This window comes from Streptomyces sp. NPDC028419 (genome assembly GCF_055565515.1).
Genome location: NZ_JBVHUE010000005.1, coordinates 93,401 through 110,457, shown reverse-complemented (window position 1 = coordinate 110,457; position 17,057 = coordinate 93,401). Strand labels below are relative to the sequence as shown.

2 protein-coding genes are annotated in these 17,057 nt (G+C 75.0%); both read right to left on the bottom strand.

What is annotated here, in order from left to right; translation table 11 throughout:
* Nucleotides 1–13: 13 nt before the first annotated feature.
* The gene (locus ACZ4UB_RS08270; RefSeq protein WP_468069070.1) at nt 14–9,250 is read right to left on the bottom strand and encodes an amino acid adenylation domain-containing protein; all 9,237 of its coding nucleotides are present in this window, start codon (nt 9,248–9,250) and stop codon (nt 14–16) included.
* A gap of 15 nt (nt 9,251–9,265) precedes the next feature.
* Nucleotides 9,266–17,038, bottom strand: coding sequence for an SDR family NAD(P)-dependent oxidoreductase (locus ACZ4UB_RS08265; protein WP_468069068.1), 7,773 nt, complete (start codon nt 17,036–17,038; stop codon nt 9,266–9,268).
* Between the last annotated feature and the right edge of the window lie 19 nt (nt 17,039–17,057).

Genomic DNA, 17,057 nt, shown 5'->3' with positions numbered 1-17,057 from the left:
CACGTGCCGTACGTCAGGACCGGGCGGCGGCCTCCCGCAGCGCCTCCAGGGCGGTGTCGGGGGACGCCGCGATCGCGTCCAGCAGCCGCTCGTACCCCCGGGCCAACCGCTCCGCGGTCCCCCGGGCGAACAGGTCCGTGCTGTATTCCAGGTAGCCCTCCAGGGCGCCGCCGGCGTCCTGGAGCACCAGGTTGAGGTCGAACTTCGTGGTGCCCGGCCGGGCCGGCAGGTACCGGACGGCGAGCCCGCCGGGCTCCGTCCCCGGCCCGTCCTGGGCGGCGGCGGGGTCCCCGGCGGGGGCGGGCAACAGGTTGAACATCACCTGGAACAACGGGGAGTGCGCCGGGTCCACTTCCCCGATCAGGGAGCGCACCAGATCAGAAAAGGGCAGGTCAAGGTGGTTGTGGGCGTCGGCGGTGGCCTCCCCCGCGTCGGCGAGCAGCTCGGTGAAGGAGCGCTGCGGGTCCACGTCCAGCCGCATCACCAACGTGTTGGTGAAGTAGCCGACGACCTGTTCCAGTTCGGGACCGGGTCGGTTGGCGACCGCCGTTCCGATGGCCAGTTCGCGCTCCTCGGTGCGCCCGCCGAGCAGGACGGCGTACGCCGACAGCAGGCCCATGTAGAGCGTGGCGCCGCGCTCGCGGCCCAGCCGCCGAAGCCCGTCGGCCGTGCCCGCCGGGACGCGGACCGGGACCGAGGAACCCTGGTACGTCTTCACCGGGCCGCGCGGGTAGTCGGTGCGCAGGGCGGTGGCGGCGGGCAGCCCGGCCAGGCGGCCGCGCCAGTATTCCCGCTGCCGTTCCAACTCCGCAGCGTCAACGGCCGATTGCTGCCAGTGAGCGAAATCGGCGTACGACAGCGTCGGGGCGGCCCGCCGCGGCTCCCGGCCGCCGAGCAATTGCTGGTAGGAATCCATCAACTCGGCCAGGACCACATTCACCGACCAACCGTCGAATACGCCCCACGGCCGGGTGAGTACGGCGACGTGCGCGTGCTCCGACAGCGCGATCAGGTGCGCCCGCAGGGCGACCGGGGCGCCGGGTACGAACGGGCGCAGCCGTTCCGCCGCCGCCCAGGTCTCGGCCTCCTCCTCGTCCCCGGCCGCCAGCACCGGCACGGTGAACCCGGCCGCCGCGTGGACCTGCTGGGTCCAGACCCCCTCGTGCTCCGTGTAGCCGGTGCGCAGGATCGGGTGCCGTTCGACCAGGGCCCGGACGGCGCTCGTGAAGGCACCGTGGTCGAGCGGGCCGTCGATGCGGAAGGCGAGCTGGACGTTGTCGTGGGCCTCGGCGAGGTGGCCGGGGCGGTTCAGGAACCACAGGTCCCGCTGTTGCAGGGCCAGCGGGGCCCGCGCCCCGACTGCCGTGGAGCCGTCCACCGGGACCAGCGGGGGCGCGGTCCGCGCCCGGCCGCTTCCGTCCTCGCCCGCCGCGGACCGGTCCGCGGCGGACCGCGCGACGGCGGCGGCCAGTTGCTCCAGCGTGGCGCCGGTGAAGACGAGCTTGAGCGGGAGTTCGGCGCCCGTCTCCTGCTTCACGCGCAGGGTGAGCCGGGTGGCCAGCAGGGAGTGCCCGCCCAGGTCGAAGAAGCTGTCCCGCAGGCCCACGCGGCCTACCCCGAGGAGTTCGCCGACGATCCGGCACAGGGTCCGTTCGATGTCGGTGCGCGGCTCGACGTACTCGCCCTTGGCCACGTCGTCGTCGCCGGGTGCGGGCAACGCCCGCTTGTCCACCTTGCCGTTGGAGGTCAGGGGCAGCTCTTCGAGGATCACGAAGGCGCTGGGGACCATGTACTCGGGCAGCGAGCCGGCGAGGTGTTCCTTCAGCATGCGTGCCATGGCGGGGCCGAGCAGGCCGAGCTGCGGGGAGCTCGCCTGCTGGGTCGCGCGGTAGGGGGATCGCGCCCGCACCCGGGGCAGTTCGCCCCGGCCGAACACCAGGTCCAGGCCCTCGGGCCGGTCCTGGGACCAGGTGGCGGCCACCCGGTAGCCGAGGGATTCGGCGTACCTCAGGACGTCTTCGAGTTCGCGCATCCCTTCGGCGGCCCGTGCGGACGGTCCCGCGCCGTGCGCCGGCGGGGGGACCTCGCGGGTGGCGGGCCAGCGGGCCAGGTCCTCCTGGAGGCGGACGTCGTCGGCGACCCGGGGGTCGGTCAGGCCGCTGACCCCGAACCGCTCGGGGAGCGCGCCCGCGCCGCCGGCGAGCAGCGCGCGCAGCGCGGCCGGGCCGTCGGCCTCCAGCCAGGGGTGGCCGGGGTCCGGGGCGGTGGCGGTGGCGCCCTTGGTGAGCAGCGCGTCGAAGGTGTGGGCGAGCTCCTCGCCGTCGCCGGCGCCGCGCCGCAGCGGCAGGTCGACGGCGCCGAGCTCGGGGAACCGCTCGGTGAGGGCGGCGAACCAGCCGGGGCTCAGCAGGAGTTCGGACTCCACCCGGCGGCGGTCCTGCACCCGGGCCCGCAGTGCCCCGACGGTGGTGCCCGCGGTGGCGTCGGCCAGCTCGGCGGCGCACAGCCGCGCCGGGAACAGGTCGAGGTTGCCGACGCCGCCGATCAGGATGCGCCCGCCCTCCTCCAGCAGCGGCAGCAGGCGCGCGAGCGTCTCCTCCAGGTAGGGGAGGTTGGGGAAGTAGCGCACCACCGAGTCGAGGACGATCGTGTCGAACCGGGCCCCGGCGAGCGGGCCGTTCGAGGGTTCGGTGACGCTCAGGGCGTCACCGTGGACGAGGGACACGTGGGTCCAGCCACGGCGCTCCGCGAGTCGACGGACGGCGTCGAGGGCCGGTGCGCTGGCGTCGACGACGTGCACCGTCTCGCATTCCTCGGCGTAGTGCCGCAGCAGGTCGCCGGCGCCGCAGCCGATCTCCAGCAGGCGCTTGGGCCGCAGCTCCTCGACGGCGCGGGCGAGCGCGCTCGGCGGCCCGCCGGCCGCGGGCGGCGCGGGGTCGACGGCCGTGGAGCCGGCGTACCGCTCGTCGAAGGTGCGCCGCCACCGGTCGAGGTGGACGGCGTCCTGCTCCCGGGCCGCCCCGTCGAGCCACTGGGGAGTGGGGCGGGCGTAGGCGACCAGGGTGGTGGTCTCCCCCGAGGCCCGGGGGACGACGACGGCGCTGTGCACGGCGGGGTGCGCGTGCAGGGCACCCGCGATCTCGCCCGGTTCGATCCGGAAGCCGCGCACCTTGACCTGGTCGTCGGCGCGGCCGAGGTACTCCAGCGTGCCGTCCGGCAGCCAGCGGGCCAGGTCTCCGGTGCGGTACATGCGCTCGCCCGGGGCCCCGAAGGGGTCCTCGACGAAGCGCTCCGCGGTGAGGTCGGGCCGGCCCAGGTACCCCTGGGCCAGGCAGGTCCCCGCGAGGTAGAGCTCCGCGGCCACGCCCACCGGGACCGGGCGGCGCCGGTCGTCCAGGACGTAGGTGCGGGTGTTGGCGACGGGGCGGCCCAGCGGCGCCGCGGCGGGCCATGCGGCGATGTCCTCGGGCAGGGTCGCGGCGGTGGCCACGTGGGTCTCGGAGGGTCCGTACTGGTTGTGCAGCCGCAGCCACGGCCGGTCGGCGTGGAACCGGCGCACCTGCGCGGTCAGCTGGAGGGCCTCGCCGGCCTGGAGGACGTGGCGCAGGGCGGTGAGTTCCAGGCCCTGCGCGGTGGCGGCCTCGTAGACGGCGGCGATCACCACGTTGGGGGCGAAGAACTCCGTGATCCGCTCCCGGTCCAGCCAGCGCGCCAGCTCGGCGGGGTCCACCCGGACGTCCGCGGCGGGCACGCACAGGGTCTTGCCGTGCAGCAGGGCGTTGAGCAGCTCGTACTCGGACATGTCGAAGCTGACCGCGGCGAACTGCGCCACCCGCGAGCCCGGTTCGGCCGGGAAGACGGACCGGGACCAGGCGAGCAGGTTGGTCAGCACCCGGGCGGGCAGGACCACGCCCTTGGGCCTTCCGGTGGAGCCGGAGGTGTAGACGACGTAGGCCGGCGTCTCGGGGGTCAGCGGGCCGGTGCGCTCCTGCGGCCGGGGATCGTCGACCGCGGCGTCGGCGAGCAGCGCCCGGGTGGCCGGGTCGTCCAGGACCAGGAGCGGGGCACCCGGCAGGGCGGGGGCCGTGGCCCGGTCGGTGAGGACCACGGCGGGCCGGGTGTCGCCGAGGATGAAGTCGATCCGGTCCTGTGGGTACTCGGGGTCGATGGGCAGGTAGGCCGCGCCGGACTTGAGGACGGCGAGGAAGGCGACGATCGCCAGGCTGCCGCGGGGCAGTGACACGCCGGCGTGGGAGCCGGGTCCGACGCCGCGGGCGATGAGGACCCTGGCCAGGCGGTTCGCGTGCTCGTTGAGCTGGGCGTACGTCAACTCGTCGCCGCCGGGCGCGCTGACGGCGAGGGCGGCGGGGGTGCGGGCCGCCTGGCGCTGGACCAGCTCGCCCAGCGGTACGTCGGTGACGGGCGCCTTCGGCCCGCTCCATTCGGTGAGCAGCCGGCGCAGTTCCGCCGGGGGCAGGACCGGTACGTCGAGCGCGGCGGTCCGGGTGCCGTCGCCGTCGGCGAGGGCGGCGGTGATGCCGGCCAGTGCGCTCTCCAGGTAGTCGGCGACGGCCTCGCAGGCCACCTGCGCGTCGGCCTGGACGTCCAGCGAGAGCTCGGTGCCGAAGTCGTCCAGGGAGACCACGAGGGGGTAGTTGATGCCGTCGGCGGCGGAGAGGAAGCGGACGCCCCGGCCGTCGGTGAGGGCCTCGGCGGCCTCGCCGTGTCCGGCCTCGAAGTGGCGGAAGTTGGCGACGGCGCTGAAGAGCGGTGCGTCGCCGGCCAGTGCGCTGCAGCGCTGCGCCAGCCCGAGCGGGGTCTGCTCGTGGTCGATCAGGTCCTTCAAGCCGGTGTCGACGTCGGTGATCAGCTCGCGCACGGTGCGCTCGGCCAGCCGGGTCCGCAGGGGCAGGGTGTTGATGAAGTTGCCGAGCATCCGTTCCACCCCGGGCACGCCCTGGAGCCGGCCGGACAGGATGGTGCCGAAGACGACGTCGTCGCGTCCGCTGGTGGCGGCCACGACGCGGGCCCAGGCCGCGTGGAACAGGCTGGCGGGGCCGATCCGCAGCCGCTGGGCCTGGGTCCGGATCTCCCGGGTGAGGGCGTCGGGCAGGGCGCGGCGCAGCCGGCGGACCCGGCTGGTGTCGCCGTGCACGTCGGTCAGTCCGAAGGGGGTGGTCGGTTCGGTGACGTCGCCGAGCATGGCGCGGAAGTGGCTCTCCGCGTCGGCGTCGCTCTGCCGGCCGCGGGTGTGGGCGACGAAGTCGCGGTAGGGGGCGGGCGGGGCCAGGAGGTCGGCGCGGTCCGCCATGTGCAGGGCGAGCTCGCTGAGGGTGAGCCGGAGCGAGGTGGCGTCCTCGATCAGGTGGTGGGCGCTCAGCAGCAGGTAGCGGCGGGCGGAGCCGGGGTCCTCGGCGACGGTCAGCCGCAGCAGCGGGGCCCGGTCGATGTCCAGGTTGCCGGGCCGCTCCAGCAGGGCGAGGGCCTGCTGTTCGGCGTCCCGCTCCGGGTCCAGGAGCAGGCGCCGTACGGGCAGGGTGGCCGAGCGGTGGACGACCTGGACGGGTGCGGGCAGGCCGTCGGTGACGACGGCGGTGCGCATGACGTCGTGCCGGTCGACGACGGCTTGCAGGGCGCGGGTGAAGGCGGTGGCGGCGGCCTCGTCCTCGGCGACGTAGAGGGTCGAGACCAGGTACGGGTCGTTGTCCGGGTCCAGCAGGCGGTGGAAGAGGATGCCCTCCTGGGTGGCGACCAGGGGGTAGATGTCCTGGACGTTGGCCGCGCCGCCGGGGACGGTGGCGGTGACCGCGTCGATCTGCTCCTGGGTGAGTTCGACCAGCGGCAGCAGCCGCGGGGTGATCCGCTCGCAGCCGGCCGGGATCGCGTTCGGCGGGACCTCGTACGTCTCGGCGGGTTCGGCCGCGTCCAGTGCGGTGGCGAGTTCGGCGAGGGTCGTGGCGCCGAAGACGGCGCGTACGGAGGCGCGCAGGCCGTGCTCGGCGAGGCGGGCCACCAGGACGGTGATGAGGAGCGAGTGGCCGCCGAGGGCGAAGAAGTTGTCGCCGGCGCCGATCCGGTCCCCGTCGAAGCCGAGGAGTTCGGCCCACAGGTCGGCGAGCAGCCGCTCGGTGGGGGTGGCCGGGGCGGTGTACTCGCGCTGCGCGAAGGCCTCGATGTCGGGGACGGGCAGGGCCCGGCGGTCGAGCTTGCCGTGGGCGGTGACGGGCAGGTCGCCGAGGATGACGAAGGCGCCGGGAACCATGTACTCCGGCAGGGTCGCTTCCAGGTGCCGGACGAGCTCGGCGCGCAGGGCGCCCTCGTCCGCGGCCGGGGCCGCGTCGTCGCCGAGGACGGGGTAGGCCACCAGCCGGGGGCTACCGGGCTGGTCCTCGCGGACGATGACGGCGCAGGCGCGCACCGCGGGGTGCTCGGTCAGCCGGTGTTCGATCTCGCCCAGCTCGATCCGGAAGCCGCGGAGCTTGACCTGGTCGTCGGCGCGGCCGAGGTACTCCAGCGTGCCGTCGGGCAACCAGCGGGCCAGGTCCCCGGTGAGGTACATGCGGGCGTCGGGGTCCGTCGCGAACGGGTCCGGTACGAACCGCTCGCGGGTCAGCTCCGGCTGGTGCAGGTAGCCGCGGGCCAGGCCCGTACCGGCGATGTACAGCTGGCCGACGCAGCCGACGCCCTGGGGACGCAGGGCCTCGTTCAGGACGTACAGGCGGATGTTCTGGATCGGGCGGCCGATGGGGACCAGGCGCGGGGCCGGCCCGGCGGGCACGGTCCAGTGGCTGACGTCGACGGCGGCCTCGGTGGGCCCGTACAGGTTGTGCAGCGGGGCGGTGTGGCGTTCGTAGTGGCGGGCGCACAGCTCCGGGGGCAGGGCCTCGCCGCTGCAGAACACCTGGCGCACGGAGGCGCAGGCGGACCAGTCGGGCTCCGCCACGACGGAGCGCAGCATGGAGGGCACGAAGTGCAGGGTGGTGACCCCGAACTCCCGCACCGCGGAGACCAGGTAGGCGGGGTCCTTGTGGCCGCCGGGCGCGGCCACGGCGAGCCGGGCGCCGAAGAGCAGCGGCCAGAAGAACTCCCACACCGAGACGTCGAAGCTGTAGGGGGTCTTCTGCAGGACGACGTCGTCCTGGTCGAGCCGGTACTCGTTCTGCATCCACTCGATGCGGTTGACGGCCGCCCGGTGCTCGATCATCACGCCCTTGGGGCGGCCGGTGGAGCCGGAGGTGTGGATGACGTACGCCAGGTTGCCGGGGCCGAGGCCGAGCGCGGCGGCGGGCAGGTCCTCCTCGGACAGGTCCTCGGCCGCGTGGCCGGACCGGTCGCGGACCGCGCCGTCGCGCTCCAGGGTGAACAGGTCGGCCGCGCCGTGCAGCGGGGCCGGGTCCAGATGGGGCTGGGTGAGGACCACGCGGACGCCGGAGCTCTCGACGAGGTCCTCGATGCGGGCCGCCGGGTAGGACGGTTCGATCGGCATGTAGGCGCCGCCGGCCTTGAGGATGCCGTAGATCCCGGCCACCATCTCGGCGGACCGCTCCGTGCTGAGGCCGACCAGGGTGTCCGGGCCCACCCCGCTGCGGCGCAGGGCGTCGGCGATGCGGTTGGCCCAGGCGTTGAGCTCGGCGTAGGTCCAGGTGCGGTCGGCGTCGGCGAGGGCGGTCCGACCGGGGTGGCGGGCCGCACGGGCCTCGAAGAGTTCGTGCAGGCAGCGGTCGGCGGAGAACGGGCGGTCGGTGTCGTTCCATCCCCGCACGACCTGCTCCCGCTCGGCCTCGTCGAGCAGCGACAGGCCCGAGAGCCGGGCCCCGGGGTCGGCGGTGAGGGAGCCGAGCAGCTCGCCGAAGTGGCCGGTGAACCGGCGGATGGTGTCCGGGTCGAAGAGGTCCGTGTTGTACTCGACGGTCCCGGCGAGGCCGTCCGGGGTCTCGCGCAGGTCGAGGGTGAGGTCGAACTTGGTGACGCCGAGGTCGAACTCGATGGGCGACACGAGGAGTTCGCCGAGCCGTGCGGTGCGCTCGGTCTGTGCCTCCTGGAGCACCAGCATGGTCTGGAAGACCGGCGAGTGGCTGAGGCTGCGTTCCAGCTGGAGGGCGTCGGCCACCGCTTCGAAGGGCACGTCCTGGTGGTCGTAGGCGGCCAGCGCGGTCCGCTTGACCTGGGCGAGCAGCTCGGGGAAGGACGGGTCGTCCGCCAGGTCGGCGCGCATGACGAGCGTGTTGGCGAAGAAGCCGATGAGCCCCTCCACCTCGATCCGGTTGCGGCCCGCGACCACGGTGCCGACGGCGATGTCGCTCTGGCCGGTGTAGCGGTTCAGGACGATGGAGTACGCCGCCAGCAGCGTCATGTAGAGGGTGGCTTCGTGCCGCGCGGCGACCTCGCGCAGCCGCGCCAGCAGGTCGGGCGGGAGCAGGAAGCCCGCCCGGGCCCCCCGGTACGTCTTGACCGCGGGGCGTTCTCGGTCGGCGGGCAGGGTCAGCCGCGGGTCGACCCCGGCGAGCTGCTCCTTCCAATAGGCGGTCTGTCGGGTCTGCTCCGCGCCCTGCAACCACTGGCGCTGCCAGTGCGCGTAGTCGGCGTACTGGACGGGCAGCGGGGCGAGCGGCGAGGGCAGTCCGGCGGCGAACGCCTCGTACAGGGCGCTCAGGTCGCGGATGAGGACGCCGACCGACCAGCCGTCGGACACGGCGTGGTGCATGGTGATCAGGAGCACGTGCTCCTGCTCGGCCTCGCGCAGCAGCCGGACCCGGATCAGCTGGTCGCGCTCCAGGTCGAAGGGGGTGGCCGCCTCGCCCGCGCAGATCCGGGCCAACTCGGACGGGTCGCCGAGGTCCGCCTCGGCGACGACGAAGTCGGCGCCGTCGCCGATCAGCTGGTGCGGGACGCCGTCGCGGTCGGCGAAGCGGGTGCGCAGCGCCTCGTGGCGGCGGACCAGCTCGGCCAGGGCGCGCCGCAGGGCGGGGCGGTCCAGCGGACCGCTCAGCCGGGTCGCGACGGGGATGTTGTACGCGGCGCTGCTGCCGTCCAGCTGGGCGAGGAACCACAGCCGCTGCTGCGCGAACGAGAGCTGCGCGGGGCCGTCGTCGTCCCGGGCCAGCAGCGGGACGTCGTCGATCCGGCCGAGGGCGGTGAGGTCGACGCCCTGTTCGCGCAGGAGCGCGATCAGGGCCCGGCGGCGCTTGGCGGGCAGTGAGTTGATCGTCCGGAGCAGGTCCGGTCCGGTGGAGTGCGTGGTGGTGCTCATCGTGGTCCCCTCGCCCTAGTTACCGACGCCCAGGGCGTCCAGCTCGTCGTCCGTCATGTTCTCGATGCGGCTGAGGCTTTCGAGGATCGTGTTCACGTCCGCGGCGCCGATGGCGGTGGCAGCGGGCCCGGCGGCCGGCAGGCGGCGTCGGAGCTCGGCGGCCATCACGGTCAGTTTCGGCGCGTCGAAGACGGCCTGTACGGGCAGTTCGACCCCGGTGCGCTGCTTGATCAGGTTGATCAGGCGGGTCGCCAGCAGCGAATTGCCGCCGAGGGAGAAGAAGTTGCTCGCGCCGCCGAGCCGGGAGGGCTCGATCTGGAGCAGCTCGGCCCACGCGGAGGCCATCAGGGACTCGGCGTCGGCCCGACCCTGGTCCGCCGCGGGTACCGCACCCGATGCGGGGGCGGACGCGGGTACCGGCGCCGGTGCCGGTGCTCCGGCGGGCGTGCGGCCCACCCAGTAGCGGCCCGTCTCGAAGGCCGTCGCGGGCAGCCGCACCAGTCGGCGGGGGCCGCGGTGCAGCGCGGGCCACGCGACGGTGGCGCCGTGCACCCACAGCTGGGCCAGGTTCTCCAGGTCCCCGTCGGCGGCCAGCCCCGCGAGGAGGGCCTCGCCGCGGGGGCCGGAGATCACCGCGGCGAAGGGGCCGCCGTCCTCGTCCGCGTTGCCGCGGTGGACCGTGGCGAGGTCGGCGCGGGCGTCGTGACCGGCGTCGGCGTCGGCGTCGGCGGCCAGGTGGTGGGCGAGGGCGTCACGGAGCTCCTGCGCGGAGCCCGCGACCACGGCGAGCCGTTCGGGCAGCGCCTCCCGGCCGACCTGGGTGGTCCAGGCGAGGTCGGCGAGGTCCACCGGTGCGGTCCCGAGGTGGTCGTGCAGCCGCTGGGCGGCGGTGCGCAGCCCCTCGGGGTGACGGGCGGAGACCACCACGAGCTGCGGTCCGGCCTCCGCTGCGTCCCCCGCTTCGGACGCGTCGGACGCGCGCGGCGCTTCCTCGACGACGAGGCTCACGTGGCTGCCGCCCGCGGCGACGGAGTTGATCAGGGCGAGCAGGGGCTCCGGGCGGCTGGAGGCCGTACCGGGCGCACCCGCCGTGCCCACCGCGCCCCGGGGCTCCCAGGCGGTCAGCGCGTCGCACAGGACGAGCGGGCCGGCGGCGAGGTCCAGGTTCGCGTTGGGCTCCCCCGCCTCGACCAGCGGCGCGAGCTCCCGGTGGCGCAGTTGCAGGACGACCTTGGTCAGCTGGGCGATGCCGGAAGCCGCCTCCGGGTGCCCGAGGTTGGACTTGACGGTGCCCACGGCGACCGGGGCGTCGGCCGCGGCGAACACCTCCCGCAGGGCGCCCACCTCGACCTCGTCGGAGAAGGTGGTGCCGTTGGCGGCGGCCTCCACGTAACCGATGGAGCCGGGGGCGACCCCAGCGCGGTCCAGTGCCTGCCGCATGACCTTCACCATGCTGCGGTGGCTCGGCGTCATGAAGCCGTTGGACCGGCCGCTGTGCAGGGAGGCCGTGCCCCGGATGACGGCGAGGACCGTGTCCCCGTCGCGCCGCGCGGCGGCCAGCGGCTTGAGCAGGACGGCGCCGACGCCCTCGGCGGGCAGGTAGCCGTCCCCGTCGCGGAAGCTGCGGCTGCCCGGGTGGCTGCCGAGGAACTGCATCTCGGACAGGGCCACGTACTTGTCCGGGTGGACCGTGAGGTTCACCCCGCCCGCGACGGCCAGTTCGCTCTCCCCGCGCAGCAGGTCGGCGCAGGCCAGGTGGACGGCCATCGCCGAGGACGTGCACATGCTGTCGACGGCCAGGCTCGGGCCTTCGAGGCCGAAGAAGTGCGAGACCCGGTTGGCGATCATGTTGTAGGAGGACGAGGCGGTCAGGGCCGCGAGCGCGGGGTCCGTGTCCTCGGCCCGGTACATCTGGTAGGCGGATCCGACGTACACGCCGACCCGGCGTCCGTGCCGCCGCTCGATGACCTCCTGGGTCACTCCGCTCTGCTCGAAGAGGTGCCAGACGGTCTCCAGGAAGAGCCGCTGCTGCGGGTCCATCACCGCGGCCTCGCGGGGCGAGATGCCGAAGTGCAGGGGGTCGAAGCGGTCGATCCCGTCGAGGAAGGCGCCCCACTTGCCGCGGCTGGTGCCGGGGGTGTCGGGGGCTCCGGCGTACTGCTCGTGGTCCCAACGGTCGGCCGGCACCTCGGTGACGGAGTCCCGGCCCGAGCGCAGGTTGGCCCAGAAGGTCTCCAGGTCGGGGGCGTCCGGGTAGCGCCCGGTGACGCCGATGATCGCGATGGCGTCACGGTCGGGGTCGCCGCCGAGGTCACGGTCGGCTTCCGCGGTACGGGCGCCAGCGGTGCGCGCCTCGGTCGTACGGGGCTCCGCGGCGTGCGGCTGCTGCTGCGGGACCGGCGCCGGGGCGGGCGCGGGCTCGGGGGCGGCCGCCGGGGTCGGCTGCTGGGCGCCGGACCGGGCCGGGGGCTCGCCGAGCAGCGCGCGCAGCTCGGCCGGGTGCTCGCCGAGGAGGTGGCGGGCGAGTCCGCGGACCGTCTGCACCTCGAACAGCAGGGTCCGGGGCAGCGGGCCGAAGGAGTCCTCCAGGCCGGAGACGAAGTTCACCGCGAGGACGGAGTCCATCCCGTACCGCTCCAGCGGCGTGTCGACGGCCAGCCGCTCCGGGCGGAGCCCGAGGGCCGTGGCGAGCTGTCGTCGCAGCTGCCCGACGGCGCGCTCCTCCAGGGAGCCGTCCGTCGCGGGCGCCGGGGCGCCCTCGGCCGGAGCCGGCGCGGCGGGCGTGCTCGCGGCGGGAGCCGGCGCGGTCGGGGCCGTGCGGCCGGTGAGTCCGGCCGGCAGCTGCTCACGACGGCCCGAGACCACCAGCAGGCGTCCGGTGTCGAGGCCGTTCTCGCGCGGAGCCTGGGCGACCCGGAGGGCCGCCAGGCCGCGGGGGGTGTCCAGCGGGGTCAGGCCCGTACCGGCCAGGTGGTCGCGCACGGCGGCGTCGGCCCCCATGCCCCCCTCGTCCCAGAGCGGCCAGGCGACGGACACGGTGTGTCCGCTCCGCAGGCCGGCCCCGACCAGGTGGTCGCGGTGGGCGGCGTAGGCGTCCATGAACCCGTTGGCGGCGGCGTAGTCGGCCTGGCCGGGGTTGCCGAAGGTGCCGCTGATCGAGGAGAAGCAGAGGAACGCCTCCAGCGGCTGGTCCCGGGTCAACTCGTCGAGGTGGACGAGTCCGGCGACCTTGGGCGCCAGGACGCGCGCCAGCTCCTCGGGGCTCTTGCGGACCACGAAGTTGTCCGCGACCACTCCGGCGCTGTGCACGATGCCCGCCAGGGGGCCGTGGTTGTCGGCGACGTGGGCGAGCAGGCGGGCCACGGCCTCGCGGTCGGCCACGTCCGCGCGCTGGTAGTCCACCGTCAGGCCGGCCTCGCGCAGGGTCCGCAGGGCCTCCCGTCGGTCCGCGTCCAACGGGGAACGGCCGGTCAGCACCACGGTGGCGCCGGCGGCGGACGCGGCGATCTCGCGGGCCACGATCAGGCCGAGGCCCCCGGCACCGCCGGTGATCAGGTACACCCCGTCCGAGCGCCACGGCCGGGCGGCGGGCCGGGGCCCGGTGAGTTCGGCCAGCTCCGCGACGAGCCGGCGGCCGCCGCGGTGGCGCACCTCGGGCTCGGGGTCCGACACGGCCTCGGCGATCAGCCGGGCGGCCACCGCGGCCGGCGCGGCGCCGTCGAGGCACTCCACGAGCTGGGTGCGCAGCCGCGGGTTCTCCAGCCGCGCGGTCCGCAGCAGCCCGCCGAGGCCGCCGAAGCAGGCCCGCGGGTCGCCATCGGTGTCCTGGCCGGCGTCGCCGACGAGGACGACCTGGAGCAGTTCGGGCTTGCGCACCCCGCGCTCCAGCAGCTCGCGGACGATGCCGAACAGGCGCCCGGCCAGATCGGTGTACTGCTGGGCGGGCGAGCCCTCGACCGGCTCCAGGAACCGGCACCCGGTCTCCGCCGCCAGGGCGGCCTCGAACGCCTCGCGGTCGGCGGCGTCGAGCCGCCCGATCACCACGACGTGGCGCGCCGCGAACTCCGCGGGATCCGGGTTCCCCTGCGGGATCCCGGACGGCGTACGAGCGATGGCGCGCTCGGTCCAGACCGGGCGCAGCAGCAGCACCTCGTCCGTCGCGTCCGCCGCGGATCGCGCCGTCCCCACGGGCGACTGCGGCCGCTCGGCGGGCTCCGGCGCGGGCTGGTGCGGCTGCTGGTGCAGGGGTTCGCCGAGGATGTCCGCGCCCAGTCGGCACAGATCCCGGGCGAAGGGGTAGCCGGGGAGGCTGATCCGGCGGGCGGGCGGCAGGAAGGCGTGGGCCGCCTCCCAGTCCACGCTCGCCCCGTCGGCCCACAGGCCCAGCAGCCGCTCGTACGCGCCCGACTCGGACCACTGGGCGAGGGCCTCGGCCAGGGCCCGGCCGTCGCGGTCGCGGTCGACGCGGACGGTGCCGCGCGTCCAGGCCGCGCCGGGGCGCCGCGGGGCGCCGGCGAAGGACTCCAGCAGGGCCACGGCCTCGGCCCTCGTCGCGGCGGCGAAGGCCAACCGCTCGTCCAGGGCGGTCCGGCCGCTCTGCAGGGTCCGCGCGACGTCGGTCAGGTCGGCGTCGGTCAGCTCGCCCAGTCGGGCGCTCAGCCGCCGGGCCTGCTCGACCAGCTGGGCCTCGCTCATGGCCGAGAGCACCAGCAGGGCCGGCCGGCCGTCGGCCGCGGGCCGTACCGGTCGGGGGGTGGTGGGCAGGTGTTCGGCGATGACCACGTGGGCGTTGGAACCGCCGCCGCCGAAGCTGGACACGCCGGCGATCCGCGGGAAGGTGACCTGTTCCCCGTCGACCTCCAGGACCGGGCGCCGCCACGGCTCGACCTCCTGCTGCACGTGCAGCGGGGTGCGGTCGAAGTCGATGTGCGGGTTGAGCTCGCGGGAGTGCAGGCTCGGCACGAGTTCCCCGTGCTTGAGCTGGAGCAATACCTTGGTGACCGCGGCGATGCCGGCCGCGCTCTCGCAGTGCCCGATGTTCGACTTCACCGAACCGATGGCGAGGTGCTCGGGGCCGCCACCGGCCTGGCGCAGGGCCTTCTGGAGTCCGGCGATCTCGATCGGGTCGCCGAGGGAGGTGCCGGTGCCGTGCGCCTCCAGGTAGCTGAGGGCCCGCGGGTCCACACCGGACGCGGCGATCGCCTGGGCGATGACCTCGCCCTGGGCCACCGGGGTGGGTACCGAGTAACCACCGGTCCGACCGCCGTGGTTGACGGCGGTCCCCTTGATCACGCCGTAGATCTGGTCGCCGTCGGCCACGGCCCGGTCCAGCGGCTTGAGCACGACGGCGCCCACGCCCTCGCCGGGCACGTAACCGTCGCCGCCCTCGCCGAAGGTGCGGCAGCGGCCGTCGCTGGAGAGGAAGTGGCGCTCGGCGAGCACCATGAACTTGTTGGGGTGCGGGCTGAGGTTCACGCCGCCCGCGATGGCCGCCTCGCACTGGCCCGACCTGATGGCCTCGCAGGCCAGGTGGAGGGAGGTGAGGGAGGACGAGCACATGGTGTCAACGGCCAGACTGGGGCCGCGGAAGTCGTGGAAGTAGGAGACCCGGTTGGCGATGGTGGAGGCGCTGCCCCACAGGGCGGTCCGCTTGCCGCGCTCCTGCGCCTGCGCGCCGAAGAGCTGGTATTCCTGGTACATCACCCCGACGAAGACCCCGACCCGGCCCGCGTCGGACAGGCCCCGGCCGGTGTAACCGGAGTCCTCCAGGGCGTGGTGGGCGCACTGGAGGAACAGGCGCTCCTGCGGGTCGAGGTAGTCGGCCTCCAGCATCGAGATCTGGAAGAACAGCGGGTCGAACTCGTCGATGCCGTCGAGGAAGCCGCCCCACGTGCCGGCGGTGCGTCCGGACGCCTCGGTGTAGCGGCGGTGGTCCCAGCGGTCCGCCGGAACCTCGCGGATGCTGTCGCGGCCGGCGCGGAGGTTGTCCCAGAACGCGTCGAGGTCGGGAGCCTCCGGGTAGCGGCCGCTGACACCGACGATCGCGATGTCGGTGACGGCGGGTGCCTGGGCGGCGGGTGCCGGCGCGGTGGGTGCCTGCGCCGCGGTCGCGGCGGCGACCGGCGCCCCGACGCGCGCGGGCTCGGCGGGCGGGGCGGGGTCCGCGGCCGTCGCGGGCGGGGCGGGGATGCGGCGCGAGCTCAGGCCGGACAGGTCCGCGCAGACCCGGCCGTGCTCGTCGTAGAGGGTGACGTCGAGCCGCACGGAGCCGTCGGCGGCCTCGGCCGCGCTGTCCGGTTGGTGGCGGACCCAGGCCCAGGCCCGCTCGGGCGTGGCGGCGGGGGTGGCCGCCTGCTGGAGGGCGAAGGGCAGCGCGAGCGCGGCCCGCCCCTCGCCGGTGGGGCCGCCGGTCAGCCACAGGCCCATGGTGGCCTGGAGCGCGCCGTCGGCGATCGCCGGGTGCAGCCGGACGCCGTGCAGCGGGTCCGCCGTGGGCTCCAGCCGGAGTTCGGCGAGGACCTGGGGGCGTCCGGCGGCGTCGGTACCCGTGGCCAGGGCGACCAGGGTGCGCTGCGTGGGGCCGTACTCCAGGCCCATGGCGGTGAAGTGGCCGTAGACGTCCGCGGCGGAGAGGGTGCCCGTGCAGGCGGCGCGCACCTCGGCGAGGGAGGGCAGGGTGCGGTCCCGGCCGGCCTCGCGCAGGCTCGCCCGGCCGGCGCTGCACAGGGTGGGTTCGCCGTCGGCGCCGAGGGCGTGGATCTCGTACGCGTGGACGGCGCCGCCGGGCAGGGCCCGTACGGTCACGCTCAGGTCGAGCCCGTCCGTTCCGCTGGCGGCGGGGGACAGCCACACGACGTCTTCCAGGTGCACCCGGTCGGCGTGCTCCTCGCCCAGGGTGCGGGCGACGGCCGCGCGGGCCATCTCCAGGTGGGCCACGCCGGGCAGGACGCGGACGCCGCGCACCTGGTGGTCCTTCAGGTACGGCTCCTCGCCCGTGAAGTGCGTCAGGTACGAGCTGACGCGGCCTTCGCCCTCGCCGGCGGCGTCCGGGGCGGACCGGTGCAGCATCGGGTGCTCGGCCGCGGGGGCGGCGGAGTCGAGGTGGGCCGCCACGGCCCGTACCGTCCGGTGCCGCGAGAACACGGTGGGCTCGACGGTACGGCCGTACCGCGTCGTCAGCCTGCCCGCGAGCTGGGCGAGGCCGGTCCAGTCGAGCCCGAACTCGGCGAGCTCGGCGTCGGGGTCGACCTCGGCGGCGGTCACGCTCAGCAGCGCCGCCACTTCTTCGGTGACGACGGCCAGCGGGCCGGCGGCGACGTCGACCGGGACCCGCGCCTCGACGACTGCGGGGGCGGCGGGGGCGGTGGGTGCGGTGGGGGCTGCGGGTGCTGCGGGGGCTTCGACGGTCGCGGGAGCTTCGGGTGCGGGCGCCCGGTCGGGGTGCTCCTCCTCCAGCCAGGCCGCCAACTCGGTGATCGTCCGGTACTCGAACATCACCGTCGGCGACAACGCCACACCCAGCCGATCCTCCAACTCCGCGACCAACGCCAACAAATCAGCCGACGCCAGACCCAACTCGTAATAGCCCAGATCCACCTCCACATCAGCCGCCACACGCCCCAACGGCACCGCCACCAGATCCCGCAACACCGACACGAAATCACCACCGCCACCCACAGGCACGGCAACGACATCGGGGACGGGGACGGGCTCGGGTGCGGGCGCCCGGTCGGGGTGCTCCTCCTCCAGCCAGGCCGCCAACTCGGTGATCGTCCGGTACTCGAACATCACCGTCGGCGACAACGCC

Bases quoted from the DNA above. Each gene is read 5' to 3' on its own strand.
- ACZ4UB_RS08270 (WP_468069070.1), bottom strand. From the start codon at position 9,250: ATGAGCACCACCACGCACTCCACCGGACCGGACCTGCTCCGGACGATC.
- ACZ4UB_RS08265 (WP_468069068.1), bottom strand. From the start codon at position 17,038: ATGTTCGAGTACCGGACGATCACCGAGTTGGCGGCCTGGCTGGAGGAG.